Here is a 16,548-nt window from a genome sequence, read left to right on the forward strand (position 1 = left end):
TGGCGTTCACCCGTACGTGGGAAGGGCGTTGGGCTCCGGTGGAAGGTTCCCGGACATGGAGACCCCTGACGTCGGCATCCCGCGCCCGCTGGCCGAGCGGCTGAGCATGGCCGAACAGTACGAGTACCTGCGCACCCGCGTACTGCCCCGCCGCACCCTGGTGACGGCGGGCGCGCTGGCGGGCGGTCTGCTGACGGGCTGCGCGGCCACGTCCGCCGGGAAGCCCGGCGCGGCCGGCACCCGGGCCCCCGCCTCGGCCACCTCGAAGGCGCCCGGCTCGGTGGTCCGTCCGTTCGGCCGGCACCTGGCCTTCGGCGGCGACCCGCGCACGCAGATGCGGATCTCGTGGCAGGTGCCGTTCGCGGTGAAGCGGCCCTATGTGCGCATCGGCCTGCGCCCCGACGACCTCGGGCGCCGCGTGCCGGCCGAGGTGCGCGCGCTGCACACGCCCGGGGTGCAGGGGGTGCGGCCGGCGCTGGAGCAGTACTACGTGCACGCGGCCGTGGACGGCCTCGCGCCGGGCACGACGTACTACTACGGGGTGGGCCACGAGGGCTGGGAGCCCACCGCCGCCGCACACCGGCCGGCCATCGCCTCCTTCCGCACGGCGCCCGCGCGTCCGGAGCGGTTCGTGTTCACGGCCTTCGGCGACCAGGGCGTGGGCCGGGCGGCGCACGCCAGCGACGATCTGGTGCTGCGGCAGAAGCCCGCCTTCCATCTGCACGCCGGCGACATCTGCTACGCGGACGTCAACGGGACCGGGCACGAGTCGGACGGCTACGACCCCGGTTTCTGGGACCTGTTCCTGAAGCAGAACGAGCCGGTGGCACGGTCGGTGCCGTGGATGGTGACGACCGGCAACCACGACATGGAGGCCTGGTACTCGCCGGACGGCTACGGCGGCCAGCTGGCCCGCTTCTCCCTGCCGGAGACCGGCTTCGACCCGCACGGCACACCGGGCGCGTACGCCTTCACCCACGGCAACGCCGCCTTCGTGGCGCTGGACGCCAACGACGTGTCGTACGAGATCCCCGCCAACCTCGGGCTCAGCGGCGGCCGGCAGACGGCCTGGCTGGACCGGACCCTGCGGCGGCTGCGCGCCACCAAGGGCATCGACTTCGTGGTCGTCTTCTTCCACCACTGCGCCTACTCCACCTCCCAGCACGCCTCGGACGGGGGCGTGCGCCGGGAGTGGCTGCCGCTGTTCGCGAAGCACCAGGTGGATCTGGTGATCAACGGGCACAACCACGTGTACGAGCGCACGGACGCGATCAAGGCCGGGAAGGTCGGCCGGGCGGTGCCGGCCGGCGGCTCCACCGACCCCACCCGGGACGGCATCGTGTACGTCACCGCGGGCGGCGGCGGCCGGGACCTGTACGGCTTCCCCAACGGCGTCAAGGACAGCTACGAGGGACACGTCACCCGGCACGAGGCGGTGGAGTCCTTCGCGTGGACGAAGGACAAGGACCGTACGCCGGAGACGGTGGAGTGGTCCCGGGTGCGCTACACCGGTTTCTCGCTGCTCTCGGTGGAGGTACGGGCCGGCGCGTCGCCGCGGCTCGCGGTGTCCGCACTCGGGCAGGACGGGCGCCGGATCGACCACTTCGAGGTGCGTCGCGGCGGGTGACCGGCCGCCCCGGAGGCCGGCGGCGCGGGCCGCGCCGCGCCCCTCGCGGGCACGGCGGCCTGGCTGACGGTCCGGCTCAGTGGCCGGTCTCGCCGCCGTTGTCCCGGCGGTCCAGGGCGCGCTGGAGGGCGGCGGCGGCGTTCTTGCGGTCGGACTCGGCGGCGCGGGTCACGTGGCGGACCCGGCGGCGGACGGTCGTCTCGGCCATGGGAATCGACTCCTTCGACGGAACGCGGAGCACGGCGGTGAGAGGGGTTTCGAGACGCCGGAAGGGACGGGGAGCGTCGGCCGCAGGGGTTGCCTGCACGGGCCGGCTCACGACCGCCATTCGCTGGATCGAGCGAGACGTTCGGCTCCTACAAACGTAAGCGAGCCGGCCGCATCTGTCTGCCCAATTACTCGGACTTCCTACTATCTGAGACGGCGGACCGGCTCACACCGCCCTGAGCTGCCCCCTTCGTGCGTCCGGGGGACCTCCTTGCGCAGCCGGTCGGACGCCGGTCGGCCCCGTCAGGTGACGTCTCCGTCCCGCCAGTCGAAGACCAGCTCCCCCGCCGGGTCGAGGGGGCCGGCGAGGGCGGGCCGCAGGTGGACGCCCCCCTCCTCGTCCGGCAGCCGGACGATCCCGTCCGGCGAGAGTGCGTGCACCTGGCCGGGCCACCGCTGCCAGCCCCGGGCCGCGTACAGCAGGGCGCCCTCGTCGCTCGCCGAGAGGGCGCCGAGGTCGTAGGCCCGGTCGATCACCCGCTCCAGCCCGGCCATCACGCGCCCGCCGAGGCCGGTCCGCCGTACGTCGGCCCGTACTGCGACGGCCTCCACGTAACCCGTGCGCAGCCAGCGCCCCCGGTGCCGCACCCGGCGCATCACGACCGAGCCGTGCGCCGCGAGCCCGGCACCGTCCTGGACGAGCGCGTGCATGCCGCCCAGTCCGTGCTCGAAGTCCTCGTCGGAGAAGTCGCCGTCGAAGGCCGCGTCCAACAGGGCGCGGACGGCGCGGAGTTCGGACGGGTCGAGGCCGGCGGTGTGGACGAGGCGCGGGCTGAGGGTCATGGCGCCAGTATCGCGCCCGGCGCTGCGGCCACGGCGGCCGGCCCGTGCCCGGCCGGCCTCACCCGCCCCGGGGCGAGGGCCCGGAGCCGGGCACGGAACCGGCCCGGAGCCGGACCAGGAGTCGGACCGGAACCGGACCAGGAATCGAGCCCGGAATCGAGCCGGGAGCCGGACCTGGAACCGGCCCGGAATTGGGCACGGCCCGGAGAGCCCGCTCGGGTGGTCGGGCTCTCCGGGCCGTGGTCGCAGGGGGCCGGGTCAGCCCATGTGCGGGTAGGTGTAGTCGGTCGGCGGGACCAGGGTCTCCTTGATGGCCCGGGTCAGCGTCCAGCGCAGCAGGTTCTGCGGCGCGCCGGCCTTGTCGTTGGTGCCGGAGGCGCGGCCGCCGCCGAAGGGCTGCTGGCCGACGACGGCGCCGGTCGACTTGTCGTTGATGTAGAAGTTGCCCGCGGCGTAGCGGAGCTTCTCCATCGTGTACGCCGCAGCCGCGCGGTCGCCCGAGACGACCGAGCCGGTGAGGGCGTAGTCCGAGACCGACTCCATCTGGGTCAGCATCTCGTCGTACTTCTCGTCCTCGTAGACGTACACGGCGAGGATCGGGCCGAAGTACTCGGTACGGAAGACCTCGTTCTCCGGGTCGGTGCACTCGATGACGGTCGGGCGGACGAAGTAGCCGACCGAGTCGTCGTAGGAGCCGCCCGCGACGATCGTGCAGGACGGGTCGGCCTTGGCGCGGTCGATCGCGGCCTTGTTCTTGGCGAACGAGCGGTCGTCGATCACGGCGCCGATGAAGTTCGACAGATCGGTGACGTCACCCATGGTCAGGTAGTCGACCTCGGCCGCGAACTCCTCCTTGAAGCCGGAGTTCCAGATGGACGCCGGGATGTAGGCGCGGGAGGTGGCGCTGCACTTCTGGCCCTGGTATTCGAAGGCACCGCGGGTCAGGGCCGTCTTGAGGACGGCGCGGTCGGCGCTCGGGTGGGCGACCAGGAAGTCCTTGCCGCCGGTCTCGCCGACCAGACGCGGGTAGGAGCGGTACTTCTCGATGTTGTTGCCGACCGTCTTCCACAGGTACTGGAAGGTCTTGGTCGAGCCGGTGAAGTGGATGCCCGCGAGGTCCCGGTGCTCCAGGGCGACCTTGGAGACCTCGATGCCGTCGCCGGTGACGAGGTTGATGACACCCTTGGGCAGGCCCGCCTCCTCCAGCAGCTGCATCAGCAGGACGGCGGCGTGGGTCTGGGTCGGGGACGGCTTCCAGACCACCACGTTGCCCATCAGGGCGGGGGCGGTGGGCAGGTTCGCGGCGATGGCCGAGAAGTTGAACGGCGTGATCGCGTAGACGAAGCCCTCCAGCGGGCGGTGGTCCAGACGGTTCCACACGCCCGGGGAGTTCGCCGGGGGCTGCTCGGCCAGGATCTGGCGGGCGTAGTGGACGTTGAAGCGCCAGAAGTCGACCAGCTCGCAGGGGCTGTCGATCTCCGCCTGCTGGGCGGTCTTGGACTGGCCCAGCATGGTGGAGGCGGCGATCGTCTCGCGCCAGGGGCCGGCCAGCAGCTCGGCGGCGCGCAGGATGATCGCGGCGCGGTCGTCGAAGGACATGGCTCGCCAGGCCGGGGCGGCGGCCAGGGCCGCGTCGATGGCGTCCCGGGCGTCCTGCTGGGTGGCGTTGCGCAGGGTGCCGATGACGGACTTGTGGTTGTGCGGCTGGACCACCTGGATGGTCTCGCCGCCGCCCATCCGCTTCTCGCCGCCGATGGTCATCGGCAGGTCGAGCGGGTTGTCGGCCAGCTCCTTGAGCTTGGCCTCCAGGCGGGAGCGCTCGGGAGAGCCGGGGGCGTAGCCGTGCACCGGCTCGTTGACGGGGGTGGGGACCTGGGTCACAGCGTCCATGAGATCCGTAACTCCTTGTACGTGAGCGGGTGTTCGGGCTCAGCCCTTGCTGACCATGCTGCGGACGAAGAACCGGAGGTTGGCCGGCTTCTCCGCCAGACGGCGCATGAAGTAGCCGTACCAGTCGGTGCCGTATGCGGTGTAGACGCGCATGCGGTGGCCCTCGGCGGCCAGCCGCAGGTGCTCGTCACTGCGGATGCCGTACAGCATCTGGAACTCGTACTCGTCGAGCTTACGGCCGGCCTTGTGGGCCAGCTCCTGGGCGATGGCGATCAGGCGCGGGTCGTGGGACCCGATCATCGGGTAGCCCTCGCCCTCCATCAGCGTCTTCAGGATGCGCACGTAGGCCTTGTCGATCTCGTGCTTCTGCTGGTAGGCGACCTCGGCGGGCTCCTTGTAAGCGCCCTTGACCAGACGCACGCGGCTGCCGGACTCCGCCAGGCGGCGGGCGTCGGCCTCGGTGCGGAAGAGGTAGGCCTGGATGACGCAGCCGGTCCCCGGGAAGTCCTTCCGCAGCTCCTCGTGGATGGCGAACATCGAGTCCAGGGTGGTGTGGTCCTCGGCGTCCAGGGTGACGGTCGTGCCGATGGCGGCGGCGGCCTCGACGACCGGGCGGACGTTGGCGAGGGCCAGCTCGTGGCCGCCCTCCAGCGCCTGGCCGAACATGGACAGCTTGACCGACATCTCGACCCGCTCGCCGAGCTGCAGCCCGGCGAGGTGGTCGATCAGCGCCAGGTAGGCGTCCCGGGCGGCGGTGGCCTGCTCCGGGGAGGTGATGTCCTCGCCGACGACGTCCATCGTCAGCTCCAGACCCTTGTCCGTCAGGTCCTTGACGATCGGGACGACGTCGGCCACGGTCTCGCCGGGTATGAAGCGGTCGACGACCTGCTTGGTGACCGGGGCCGCCGAGATCAGGCGTCGCATCCGGTCGCTGCGCGACGCGGCGAGAATCACGGGACCCAGCACGGGGCACCTCCACAGACAAGCACCAGAACGGCCGTTACCCGACCATTCGGGTACGGCACGGAGAACCACCGTGAAACCTAAGGATCTCTCCGATCGTCGGCCATCGACAGCTGTCACGCATCCGTGCCCGGGATCTCAGACAGATGTATGAGGCCGGCCGGGAAATGGGGGAGAATGCCCGAGTGGCGGCGGAATACAGGGCGGACTACCAGGAGCTGGTGGACGAGATCTCGGAGTTGCTGGGCGCGCCGGCGACGCTGGAGAACCGCGACTTCGAGCTGATCGCTTTCGGCGCGTACGACAGCGAGGACGAGCTGGACCCGTCCGACCTGGACCCGGTGCGCACCCGCTCGATCCTGACCCGGCGCTCCACCTCGGCCGTGCGCTCCTGGTTCGAGGGCTTCGGCATCACCCGGGCGACCGGGCCCGTGCGGATTCCGCCGGGCCCGCAGGCCGGGGTCTACCGCGGCCGGATCTGTCTGCCGGTCCGCCACCGGGGTGTCGTCCTCGGCTACGTCTGGCTGCTGGACGGCGATCCCGGGCCGACGGACGCCCAGCTGAACGCCGCGCTGCAGGTGGCGGGCCGGATCGGTCCGCTGCTCGCCGACGAGGCGGAGGCCGGGGCAGGGCTGAGCCGGGAGCTGCGGGCGGTGCTCACCGCCGAGCGCGACTGGCAGCGGGACATGGCGGTGGCCGACCTGCGCACCGCGCTGGGCGTCCGCGCGGACGGACCGCACACGCTGGTCTGCGTCGCGCCCTGGCCCTCGGCCGACCCGGACGACGCCCCGGCCGCCCGCACGATCCCCCACGCCACGGCGCTGTGCACGCTTCCGTGGGGGACGTCGGAACAGAGCCTCGCCGTGCTGGTGCGGCTGCGGACCACGGAGCTGAGCACGCCGGCGCTGACGGCGGCCACGCGGGTGCTGCAGGAGGCCGAGGGGGAACGGGGAGCGGGCGCGGCGCGCGGGGCCGGCGCCCGGGTGGCCGCGGCGGCCGCGGCGGGAGTCGCCGGGCCGGCCAGGGCCGGGGGCGGCACCGGATGCGCCGCCGGGGTCGGCGAGCCCCGCGCGGGCCTCACCGATCTTGGGACGGTGTGGCAGGAGGCCGCCGCCGCGGCGCGCGCCGCACTGGCCGAGCCGCGGTTCGGGCCGGTCGCCGAGTGGGCGCGGATCGGGCCGTACCGGCTGCTGACCGCGCTGCCCGCGCAGGCCGCGCACGACCGCGTGGTCGGCCCGCTGCTCTCCCCCGCCCACCGGGAACTGGCCCGCACCGCGGAGGTCTACCTCGACTGCGCGGGCCAGGCCGGCCGCACGGCCTCCGAGCTGGGCATCCACCGGCAGACGCTGTACTACCGCCTGTCCCGGGTGGAACAGCTGACGGGCCTGGACCTGGACGACGGTGAGGACCGGCTGCTGCTCCACATGGCACTGAAACGGGCACGGCTGTGACCGGCCCGGGCTTCACCGCACCGGACCGGGCGCCGCCGTGACCGGCCCGGGCTTCGCCGCACCGGACCGGGCGCCGCCGTGACCGGCCCGGGGCTCGCCGCCGGCGGGCCGGATGCGGCTGTGACCGGCCCGGGTCTCACCGTCCGGCGGGGCGGGCACCGGTGAGCGTGGCGAGGGTCTGACGCAGGACGTCGTCGCCGGGCGGGGGCTCGGGCCAGCTGGCCGCGATGTGGCCGTCGGGCCGGACGAGGAGCGCCCCCTGCGGGCCGAGGCCGCAGGGGCCGGTGTGCTCCTTCGGGAGGGGCTCGATGCGCAGCGGCCAGGAGTCGCCGGGGTCTGTCGCCCAGGGAGCGGGATCCGGGGTGAGCAGGGTGAACCATTCGCCGCAGACGTCGAGCGTGGAACGGCCGCGGCCGAGCCAGAGGTGCGGCATACGACGGCCCGGGGCGGCGGTGGGAACGTACTCCGCGTTCGCGTACGCGTCCTCGTCCGGAGCCGTGTCCTGGTCCGCGTCCGGAGCCGTGTCCTGGTCCGCGTCCGGCGGGTGGACCGGCCCGCGGGTGTCGGGGCCGGGGAGAACGGCGGTGGAGCGGTAGGTGACGCCCAGCACCAGGCCGAGTTGTGCGAAGTACCGTTCGGACCAGGGGACTTCGGCCGGACTCGCGTCCGCCTCGCCGGTCCGTAGCTGTTCGTGGCGCCGGCTCTGCACCCGGCCCATGAGCCGGGCGTTGGCCACCGCCTGGCGGAGCGTCGCGTGTGCGACGGGCCGGCGTTCCGTGTCGTAGGTCTCCAGCAGGCCCGGGTCCGCCCAGCCGCGCAGCACCCCCGCCAGTTTCCAGCAGAGGTTGTGCACGTCGGCGACGCCCGCGTTCATGCCGAGACCGCCGATGATCGGGACCGCGTGCGCGGCATCGCCCGCCAGCAGGGTCCGGCCGTGCCGGAAGCGGTCGGCGACGAACGCGTTCATCACCCAGTGCTGGACGCGCACCACCTCGGGCCGTACGCCGGCACCGGGGCCGAGGGTCTGCTCGACGACGGCGGACCAGTCGGCGTGCGGGGCGTCCTCGGGCGTGGGCCCGAACCAGGCCCAGCCCCCCTCGGGGTAGAGCGGGGCGATGGAGCCGTGCGGGGTGAAGTAGACCCCGGCGGGCTGCCGGGCGCACCAGCGGCCGAGGTCGGCGTCGAACACGACGGTGGTGAAGCCGCCCAGTTCGCCCGGCCCGGTGGTGCCGATCCCCAGCAGCCCCCGGACCGTGGAGTTCGCGCCGTCCGCGGCGAGCACGTACCGGGCCCGGACACGGGTCCCGGCACCGCCCCGGCGGCCGGCGAGCGAGGCCACGACGGCGTCGGCCTCCTCGGTGAGCCCGATGAGTCCGGTCCCGAAGCGCACGGGTGTGTCCGCCGCGCCGAGGAGGGTGGGCTCCAGCCGGTCCTGCGAGGTGACGACGCCGGTCACGGGGCTCTCCGGCACCGGCGCACGGACGCCGGCCATCGCCGCGGTGGCGAAGTCGGGACCGTGCAGGGTGTCGCGGAAGCGGACCCGGCCGTACTCGGGGGCGAACGCGCGGGCGGCGATCCGTTCGGCGAGCCCGAGACGGCGGAAGATCTCCATCGACCGCACGTTCACCAGCCGGGAGCGCGGGAACGGCGACAGCTGCCGGTGTCTCTCCACCAGCAGACTAGGTACGCCCCAACGGGCCAGCAGCGCCCGGGCGGTGAGCCCGGCCGGTCCGCCGCCGACGATCAGCACCGCCGTGTCCGCCTCGGGCAAGGACGCCTCCGACCGGGTCCGAGCGGCTGCGGTCCGGCTCATGGGCTCACTGTTCCGCGGCCGCCGGCCGGCCGCAACCGCGCGTCGGTGCGCCGGGGAGGTGCGGCGGCGCGTCAGTGCTTCGCGGCGCCCTGGATCACCCGTCGCAGCCCCTCGGTGAGCTGCTCGGCGGTGGTCGCGGAGTCCGGGTCGAAGAGCCACTGGACCATGAGGCCGTTGAGGAGGGTCTGGTAGAGACGGCCCTCGGTCTCGGCCTCGTCCTCGTCGAGGTCGGCCTCCGGGACGCCCCTGAACAGCGACACGAGCCCCGTACGCCCCTCCTTCTGCGCCTCGGCCAGCAGCTTGCGCACCTCCACGATCCGCTCGTCCTGGAACATCAGCTCGAAGCTGAGCAGCCAGATCGCCCGCGATTCGGGGACGGTGCGGATGATGGTGCCCCACACCTCCTGGAAGCGCTCGAGCGAGCCCCCGGGCTGGGTCATCTCCCCGCCCAGGCCGGGGTCGAAGTTCTCCCCCACGGCCTCGATCAGCGAGATGTACGCCTTGACCAGCAACGCGTCCTTCGAGCCGTAGTGGTAGCCGATCGACGCCAGGTTGGTGCCCGACTCCTTGACGATGTCCCGCGCGGTCGTGCGCAGGAAGCCCTTCTCCAGCAGGCAGCGCTTGGCGCCTTCGAGCAGATCCTCACGGTGTCCCATGCGCCCAGCCTAACCCTCGATCCATACAACCGTCCTAGACGCATGACTTATACAAGCGTTCTAGACAAGCGTGTAAGACGCTCGTACAGTTCTCGGCATGACGAACTCGACGAGCACCACCCCCGGCGCCGCAAGCGCCCCCGTCCGCGCCGGACGCCGCGAGTGGACCGCGCTCGGTGTGCTGATGCTGCCCCTGCTCCTGGTCTCGATGGACGTGTCGGTCCTGTACTTCGCGACCCCCGCGATCAGCGCCGACCTGCACCCCAGCGGCACGCAGCAGCTGTGGATCTTCGACATCTACGGCTTCGTCCTGGCCGGACTGCTGATCACGATGGGCGCCCTGGGCGACCGCATCGGCCGCCGCAAGCTCCTCCTGGCAGGCGCCGCGGCCTTCGGCGGAGCCTCACTCCTCGCGGCCTACGCCGACAGCGCCGAGACCCTGATAGCGGCCCGCGCGATCCTCGGCATCGGCGGCGCCACCCTGATGCCGTCCACGATGGCCCTGTTGCGCACGCTGTTCGCCGACCCGGCCCAGCGGGCGAAGGCGATCGGGCTGTGGTCCGGCGTGATGACCGGCGGCATCGCCCTCGGCTCGGTGATGAGCGGCATCCTGGTCGAACACTTCTGGTGGGGCTCGGTCTTCCTGGTCAACCTGCCCGCGATGGTGCTGCTGCTGGCCCTCGGCCCGATCCTGCTGCCCGAGTCGAAGAGCCCTGAGTCCGGCCGGTTCGACTGGCTGAGCGTTCCGCTGTCGATGGCCGCCGTGCTGCCCCTGATCTACGGCCTGAAGGAGATCCCGTCCGAGGGCTGGCACCCGCTGTACGTCGTCTCGGTCACCGTCGGCCTGCTCTTCGCCGCCCTGTTCGTCCACCGCCAGCGCACCAGCGCCTCCCCGCTGATCCCGCCGGCCCTGCTGAAGGGCCGCGGCTTCGCCCCGGCACTGGTCCTGAACCTCGTCGCCGCCCTCGCCATGCTGGGCTCGGCCATCTTCACCACGCAGTACCTGCAGTCGGTCCTCGGCAAGGGCCCGCTGGCGGCGGCCCTGTGGAGCCTGCTGCCCTCGGTGTTCATCGGTTTCGCCGGTCCGGTCACCGCACAGCTCGTCCAGCGGGGCGTCAACCGCGGCCACGTCGTCGCCGGCGGCTTCGCGGCCATGACGGCCGGCTACGCGATGCTCGCCCTCATCGGCACCGACTCGCTGTGGCTGGTGCTGGCCGGGGCCGGGGTCCTCGCCTGCGGAATGGTCGCGATCACGTCCCAGCTGGTCGACCTGGCCATGGGCAGCGTCCCGGTGGAGCGGGCGGGCTCGGCCTCCTCGCTGCTGGAGACCGGCACCGAGTTCGGCGGCGCGCTGGGCATGGCGGTCCTCGGCTCCATCGGTACGGCGGTCTACCGCCACGAGATGCCGTCCACCGCTCCGGCCGCGGCCCGCGAGACCCTCGGCGACGCCCTCGTCACGGCAGCGCGGCTGCCCGGCGGAGCCGGTGAGTCCCTGCTCGCCACGGCCCGGGAGGCGTTCACCAGCGGCTTCCAGGCCGCGGCGATCGCCGGGGCGGTCGTGACGGCGCTGGCGGCGGCGGGCGCGGCGGTGAGCCTGCGCAAGGCCGGGGCCGGGGACGACGCGTAGGGGCGAGCAACAGCACACGAGAACGCCGGAGGGGCTGACTGCCGTCAGCCCCTCCGGCGTTCTTGCGCGTTCTCGTGTGGTCGAGCAGGTCCGGCCCACCGGGTCCGGTGGGCAGGGGCCCGGAATCAGACCAGGTTCACCGAGCGGGCGGACGTCGCACCGATCTCGGAGGCGACCTCGGCCAGCACGCCCGCGGCCACCGTGTCGTCGACGGTGAGCACGGCCAGCGCCTCGCCGCCCGCGCGGGCACGGGCGACCTGCATGCCGGCGATGTTCAGCCCCGCCTCGCCGAGGATGCGGCCGACGGTGCCGACGACACCCGGACGGTCCTCGTAGCGCAGGACGACCATGTGCTCGGCGAGCGCGAGGTCGACGTCGTAGTCGCCGACCGCGACGATCTTCTGGACGTGCTTCGGGCCGGCCAGCGTGCCGGAGACCGACACCTCCTCGCCGGTGCCCAGCGTGCCGCGCACGGTGACCACGTTGCGGTGGTCGGCGGACTCGGAGCTGGTGGTCAGGCGCACCTCGACCCCGCGCTCCTGCGCGAACAGCGGGGCGTTGACGTACGACACCGTCTCGTCGACGACGTCCTCGAAGACACCCTTGAGCGCGGACAGCTCCAGCACCTTCACGTCGTGCTGGGTGATCTCGCCGTAGACCTCGACGTCCAGCCGCACGGCCACCTCACCGGCGAGCGCGGTGAAGATGCGGCCGAGGCGCTCGGCGAGCGGCAGACCCGGCTTGACGTCCTCGGCGATGACACCGCCCTGGACGTTGACCGCGTCCGGCACCAGCTCGCCGGCGAGGGCGAGGCGGACGGACTTGGCGACGGCGATACCGGCCTTCTCCTGCGCCTCGTCGGTGGAGGCGCCCAGGTGCGGGGTGCACACGACCTGGTCCAGCTCGAAGAGCGGGGAGTCGGTGCAGGGCTCCTTGGCGTACACGTCGAGGCCGGCGCCGGCGACGCGGCCCTCCTTCAGCGCCGCGTACAGCGCCGCCTCGTCCACGATGCCGCCGCGGGCCGCGTTGACGATGCGCACGCTCGGCTTGACCTTGCGCAGCGCCTCGTCGCCGATGAGGCCGAGGGTCTCGGGGGTCTTGGGCAGGTGGACGGTGATGAAGTCGGAGACCTCGAGCAGCTCGTCCAGGGACAGCACCTTGACGCCCATCTGGGCGGCCCGCGCGGGCTGCACATAGGGGTCGTAGGCGACGACCTTCATGCCGAACGCGGACATGCGCTGCGCGACCAGGGCACCGATGCGGCCCAGACCCACGACGCCCAGCGTCTTCTCGGCCAGCTCGACGCCCGTGTACTTGCTGCGCTTCCACTCGCCGTTCTTCAGCGCGGCGTTGGCCTGCGGGATGTTGCGGGCGGTGGACAGGAGGAGACCGCAGGCCAGCTCGGCGGCGGTCACGATGTTCGAGGTCGGCGCGTTGACGACCATCACGCCGGCCTTGGTGGCGGCGGAGACGTCGACGTTGTCCAGGCCGACACCGGCCCGCGCGACGACCTTGAGCCGCTTCGCGGCGGCGACGGCCTCGGCGTCGACCTTGGTGGCCGAGCGGATCAGGATCGCGTCCACCTCGGCGATGGCCGGCAGCAGTTCGGCGCGGTCCGCGCCGTTGCAGTGCCGGATCTCGAAGTCCGGACCGAGTGCGTCGACGGTGGCAGGCGACAGCTCTTCAGCGATGAGTACGACGGGTTTCGAGCTCACGTGAGTCCTCACATGTGCGATGCGGACGGCCGTCCCGACGGCCGCAGGCGGTGGAGGGGGGCTAGCCGCGGAAGACGCACGACGCTGTGGGCCTGACGCGTTGTTGTGCAGCAGTCTAGTGGCGGGGCGGGGATCGCATTACGCCTCGGCGTAAGGATCACTCGAGTGGGGCTGGACGGGGTGGACAACAGGGGCCGGGACAGTCCGTCCCGGCCCCTGCCGTAAGGCTTACGCCTCCTCGTCGACCCAGCTCATCAGCTTGCGCAGCTGCTTGCCGGTGGTCTCCAGCAGGTGCTCGGAGTCCTGCTGCTTGTACTCGTTGTACTTCTTCAGACCGCCGTGGTACTCGTCCATCCAGTTCTTGGCGAAGGTGCCGTCCTGGATCTCGGCGAGGACCTGCTTCATCTCGGCCTTGGTGGCGTCGGTGATGATGCGCGGACCGGTGACGTAGTCGCCCCACTCGGCGGTCTCGGAGACGGACCAGCGCATCTTCTCCAGGCCGCCCTCGTACATGAGGTCGACGATCAGCTTCAGCTCGTGCAGGCACTCGAAGTAGGCGATCTCCGGCTGGTAGCCGGCCTCGACCAGGGTCTCGAAGCCCGCCTTGACCAGGGCCGCGGTACCACCGCAGAGGACGGCCTGCTCACCGAACAGGTCGGTCTCGGTCTCCTCGGTGAAGGTGGTCTTGATGACGCCGGCGCGGGTGCCGCCGATGCCCTTGGCGTACGACAGGGCGAGCGCGAAGGCGTTGCCGGAGGCGTCCTGCTCCACGGCGGCGATGCACGGGACGCCGCGGCCCTCCTCGTACTGACGGCGGACCAGGTGGCCCGGGCCCTTCGGGGCGACCATGCAGACGTCGACGCCGGCCGGGGGCTTGATGAAGCCGTAGCGGATGTTCAGGCCGTGGCCGAAGAACAGGGCATCGCCGTCCTTGAGGTTGTCCTTGACGGACTCCTCGTAGACCTGGGCCTGGATCGGGTCCGGGACCAGGATCATGATGACGTCGGCCTCGGCGGCGGCCTCGGCCGGGGTCACCACGCGCAGGCCCTGCTCCTCGGCCTTGGCCTTGGACTTCGAGCCCTCGTGCAGACCGACACGCACGTCCACACCGGAGTCACGCAGCGACAGGGCGTGGGCGTGGCCCTGGCTGCCGTAGCCGATGACCGCGACCTTGCGGCCCTGGATGATGGACAGGTCGGCGTCGGCGTCGTAGAACAGCTCGGCCACTTTGGGTTCTCTCCTTGGTGTGCAGGTTGTGCGTCCCACCGTATGACGGTGGGCGGGAAGGAAGTTTCGGGGTCTCGGCATACGGGCGACCGGCGCTCCACCGGCCGCCCGGTTTCAGCCTTACGCAGATCGGTCGAGCGCGCGCAGCGAGCGGTCCGTGATCGAACGGGCTCCACGGCCGATCGCGATCGTGCCGGACTGGACCAGCTCCTTGATGCCGTACGGCTCCAGCATCTTGAGCATCGCGGACAGCTTCTCGCCGGAACCGGTGGCCTCGATGGTCACGGCCTCCGGGGAGACGTCGACGGTCTTGGCGCGGAACAGCTGCACGATCTCCACGATCTGGGACCGGGTCTCGTTGTCGGCACGGACCTTCACCAGAACGAGTTCGCGCTGCACGGCCTGACCCGGCTCCAGCTCGACGATCTTCAGCACGTTGACGAGCTTGTTGAGCTGCTTGGTGACCTGCTCCAGCGGCAGGTCCTCGACGCCCACCACGATGGTGATGCGGGAGATGTCGGGGTGCTCGGTGACACCGACCGCGAGCGAGTCGATGTTGAAGCCACGGCGGGAGAACAGGGCGGCGATCCGGGCGAGGATGCCCGGTGTGTTCTCCACCAGGACGGAGAGCGTGTGCTTGGACATGGTCTTCTTCGTCTCTCTCGCTCAGTCGTCTTCGCTGTCGCCGAAGTCGGGGCGGACGTCCCGGGCGGCCATGATCTCGTCGTTGGAGGTGCCGGCGGCGACCATCGGCCACACCATCGCGTCCTCGTGGACGATGAAGTCGATGACGACCGGGCGGTCGTTGATCGAGTTCGCCTCCTCGATGACCTTGTCCAGGTCCTCCGGGCGCTCGCAGCGCAGGCCCACGCAGCCCATGGCCTCGGACAGCTTCACGAAGTCCGGCACGCGGGTGCCCTTGGCCTCCGGGTTGACGTCGTCGGGGCCGCTGTGCAGCACGGTGTTGGAGTAGCGCTGGTTGTAGAACAGGGTCTGCCACTGGCGGACCATCCCGAGGGCGCCGTTGTTGATGATGGCGACCTTGATCGGGATGTTGTTCAGGGCGCAGGTGGTCAGTTCCTGATTGGTCATCTGGAAGCAGCCGTCGCCGTCGATCGCCCAGACCGTCTGGTCCGGGGCACCGGCCTTGGCGCCCATGGCGGCCGGGACCGCGTAGCCCATCGTCCCGGCGCCGCCGGAGTTCAGCCAGGTGGCGGGCTTGTCGTACTTGATGAAGTGCGCGGCCCACATCTGGTGCTGGCCGACGCCCGCCGCGAAGATCGTGCCCTCGGGCGCGAGCTGCCCGACGCGCTCGATGACCGCTTGCGGGGAGAGCGAGCCGTCCTCGGGCTGGTCGTAGCCGAGCGGGTAGGTGTCGCGCCAGCGGCTGAGGTCGCTCCACCAGGCGGTGTAGTCGCCCTTGTGGCCCTCGCTGTGCTCCTTCTGCACGGCCTGGACCAGGTCGGCGATGACCTCGCGGGCGTCGCCCACGATCGGCACGTCGGCCGCGCGGTTCTTGCCGATCTCGGCGGGGTCGATGTCCGCGTGGACGATCTTGGCGTACGGGGCGAAGCTGTCCAGCTTGCCGGTGACCCGGTCGTCGAAGCGGGCGCCGAGGGCGACGATCAGGTCGGCCTTCTGCAGCGCGGTGACGGCGGAGACGCTGCCGTGCATGCCGGGCATGCCCACGTGCAGGGGGTGGGTGTCGGGGAACGCGCCGAGCGCCATCAGGGTGGTGGTGACCGGGGCCCCGGTCAGCTCGGCGAGGACCTTCAACTCGGCCGTCGCGCGGGCCTTGAGGACACCGCCGCCGACGTAGAGGACGGGCCGCTTGGCGGAGGTGATCAGCTTGGCGGCCTCGCGGATCTGCTTGGCGTGCGGCTTGGTCACCGGGCGGTAGCCGGGCAGGTCCATCACGGGCGGCCAGGAGAAGGTGGTCCGCGCCTGGAGGGCGTCCTTGGAGATGTCCACCAGGACCGGGCCTGGGCGGCCGGTGGAGGCGATGTGGAACGCCTCCGCGATGACCCGCGGGATGTCCTCGGCCTTGGTGACGAGGAAGTTGTGCTTGGTGATCGGCATGGTGATGCCGACGATGTCCGCCTCCTGGAAGGCGTCCGTGCCGATCGCCGAGGAGGGGACCTGGCCGGTGATCGCGACGAGCGGCACCGAGTCCATGTGCGCGTCGGCGATCGGCGTGACCAGGTTGGTCGCACCCGGGCCGCTGGTCGCCATGCAGACGCCGACCTTGCCGGTGGCCTGCGCGTAGCCGGTGGCCGCGTGGCCGGCGCCCTGCTCGTGCCGGGCCAGGACGTGGCGGACCTTGGTGGAGTCCATCAGCGGGTCGTACGCCGGGAGGATCGCACCGCCGGGAATGCCGAATACCGTGTCCGCGCCGACCTCCTCGAGGGAGCGGATGAGGGACTGCGCACCCGTGACGTGCTCGACGGGGGCGGACTGCTGTCCTCCGGAACGGGGCCGCGGCTGCGGATGGTGGGCCCCGGTGGCCTGCTCGGTCATCGGCATTCTCTT

13 protein-coding genes are annotated in these 16,548 nt (G+C 71.8%); 3 read left to right on the forward strand and 10 right to left on the reverse strand.

Annotation, left to right across the window (positions count from 1 at the left end):
- Positions 1-55 precede the first annotated feature (55 nt).
- Positions 56-1,627 (forward strand): purple acid phosphatase family protein, encoded by a 1,572-nt coding sequence (locus JK359_RS32470; RefSeq protein WP_201843181.1) that lies wholly within the window; start codon positions 56-58, stop codon positions 1,625-1,627.
- Between the two features lie 76 nt (positions 1,628-1,703).
- Here JK359_RS32470 and JK359_RS40000 read toward each other — a convergent pair whose 3' ends face one another.
- The 4 genes from JK359_RS40000 to JK359_RS32485 form a co-directional block, all read right to left on the reverse strand.
- Positions 1,704-1,835 carry a hypothetical protein gene (locus JK359_RS40000; RefSeq protein ID WP_269139060.1) on the reverse strand — a complete coding sequence of 44 codons (132 nt, stop codon included), beginning with the start codon at positions 1,833-1,835 and terminating at the stop codon, positions 1,704-1,706.
- Positions 1,836-2,137: 302 nt separating this feature from the next.
- Positions 2,138-2,677, reverse strand: a complete 540-nt coding sequence (locus tag JK359_RS32475; protein WP_201843182.1) for a GNAT family N-acetyltransferase — start codon at positions 2,675-2,677, stop codon at positions 2,138-2,140.
- A 258-nt stretch (positions 2,678-2,935) separates the two neighbouring features.
- A complete protein-coding gene (gene pruA, locus JK359_RS32480; protein ID WP_201843183.1) occupies positions 2,936-4,567 on the reverse strand; it encodes an L-glutamate gamma-semialdehyde dehydrogenase in 1,632 nt (543 codons plus the stop codon).
- A 39-nt stretch (positions 4,568-4,606) separates the two neighbouring features.
- Complete coding sequence (locus JK359_RS32485) at positions 4,607-5,533, reverse strand: proline dehydrogenase family protein (protein WP_201843184.1); 927 nt, start codon at positions 5,531-5,533, stop codon at positions 4,607-4,609.
- Positions 5,534-5,697: 164 nt separating this feature from the next.
- On the opposite strand from JK359_RS32485, the gene JK359_RS32490 reads away from it, so the two are divergent.
- The gene (locus tag JK359_RS32490) at positions 5,698-6,981 is read left to right on the forward strand and encodes a PucR family transcriptional regulator (RefSeq protein WP_201843185.1); all 1,284 of its coding nucleotides are present in this window, start codon (positions 5,698-5,700) and stop codon (positions 6,979-6,981) included.
- A gap of 136 nt (positions 6,982-7,117) precedes the next feature.
- On the opposite strand, the gene JK359_RS32495 is transcribed toward JK359_RS32490, so the two are convergent.
- Together JK359_RS32495 and JK359_RS32500 are read right to left on the reverse strand one after the other, a co-directional pair.
- Entirely contained in the window at positions 7,118-8,794 is a 1,677-nt protein-coding gene (locus JK359_RS32495; protein ID WP_201843186.1) for an FAD-dependent monooxygenase, read from the reverse strand.
- Positions 8,795-8,865: 71 nt separating this feature from the next.
- Positions 8,866-9,450, reverse strand: coding sequence for a TetR/AcrR family transcriptional regulator (locus JK359_RS32500; RefSeq protein ID WP_201843187.1), 585 nt, complete (start codon positions 9,448-9,450; stop codon positions 8,866-8,868).
- 97 nt (positions 9,451-9,547) lie between these two features.
- On the opposite strand from JK359_RS32500, the gene JK359_RS32505 reads away from it, so the two are divergent.
- On the forward strand, positions 9,548-11,077 hold the full coding sequence (locus tag JK359_RS32505) for an MFS transporter (RefSeq protein WP_201843188.1): 1,530 nt from the start codon (positions 9,548-9,550) through the stop codon (positions 11,075-11,077).
- Positions 11,078-11,202: 125 nt separating this feature from the next.
- Here JK359_RS32505 and serA read toward each other — a convergent pair whose 3' ends face one another.
- The 4 genes from serA to JK359_RS32525 form a co-directional block, all read right to left on the reverse strand.
- Positions 11,203-12,792 carry a phosphoglycerate dehydrogenase gene (gene serA, locus JK359_RS32510; RefSeq protein ID WP_201843189.1) on the reverse strand — a complete coding sequence of 530 codons (1,590 nt, stop codon included), beginning with the start codon at positions 12,790-12,792 and terminating at the stop codon, positions 11,203-11,205.
- A 228-nt stretch (positions 12,793-13,020) separates the two neighbouring features.
- Positions 13,021-14,019 carry a ketol-acid reductoisomerase gene (gene ilvC / locus JK359_RS32515; protein ID WP_201843190.1) on the reverse strand — a complete coding sequence of 333 codons (999 nt, stop codon included), beginning with the start codon at positions 14,017-14,019 and terminating at the stop codon, positions 13,021-13,023.
- Between the two features lie 120 nt (positions 14,020-14,139).
- The gene (ilvN, locus tag JK359_RS32520) at positions 14,140-14,664 is read right to left on the reverse strand and encodes an acetolactate synthase small subunit (RefSeq protein ID WP_201843191.1); all 525 of its coding nucleotides are present in this window, start codon (positions 14,662-14,664) and stop codon (positions 14,140-14,142) included.
- Between the two features lie 21 nt (positions 14,665-14,685).
- Entirely contained in the window at positions 14,686-16,536 is a 1,851-nt protein-coding gene (locus tag JK359_RS32525; RefSeq protein ID WP_201843192.1) for an acetolactate synthase large subunit, read from the reverse strand.
- Positions 16,537-16,548 lie beyond the last annotated feature (12 nt).

The sequence above is a fragment of the Streptomyces actinomycinicus genome, from assembly GCF_016741775.1.
Taxonomy (GTDB): domain Bacteria; phylum Actinomycetota; class Actinomycetes; order Streptomycetales; family Streptomycetaceae; genus Streptomyces; species Streptomyces actinomycinicus.

Bases quoted from the DNA above. Each gene is read 5' to 3' on its own strand.
- JK359_RS32470 (WP_201843181.1), top strand. From the start codon at position 56: ATGGAGACCCCTGACGTCGGCATCCCGCGCCCGCTGGCCGAGCGGCTG.
- JK359_RS40000 (WP_269139060.1), bottom strand. From the start codon at position 1,835: ATGGCCGAGACGACCGTCCGCCGCCGGGTCCGCCACGTGACCCGCGCC.
- JK359_RS32475 (WP_201843182.1), bottom strand. From the start codon at position 2,677: ATGACCCTCAGCCCGCGCCTCGTCCACACCGCCGGCCTCGACCCGTCC.
- pruA (WP_201843183.1), bottom strand. From the start codon at position 4,567: ATGGACGCTGTGACCCAGGTCCCCACCCCCGTCAACGAGCCGGTGCAC.
- JK359_RS32490 (WP_201843185.1), top strand. From the start codon at position 5,698: ATGGGGGAGAATGCCCGAGTGGCGGCGGAATACAGGGCGGACTACCAG.
- JK359_RS32495 (WP_201843186.1), bottom strand. From the start codon at position 8,794: ATGAGCCGGACCGCAGCCGCTCGGACCCGGTCGGAGGCGTCCTTGCCC.
- JK359_RS32500 (WP_201843187.1), bottom strand. From the start codon at position 9,450: ATGGGACACCGTGAGGATCTGCTCGAAGGCGCCAAGCGCTGCCTGCTG.
- JK359_RS32505 (WP_201843188.1), top strand. From the start codon at position 9,548: ATGACGAACTCGACGAGCACCACCCCCGGCGCCGCAAGCGCCCCCGTC.
- ilvN (WP_201843191.1), bottom strand. From the start codon at position 14,664: ATGTCCAAGCACACGCTCTCCGTCCTGGTGGAGAACACACCGGGCATC.
- JK359_RS32525 (WP_201843192.1), bottom strand. From the start codon at position 16,536: ATGACCGAGCAGGCCACCGGGGCCCACCATCCGCAGCCGCGGCCCCGT.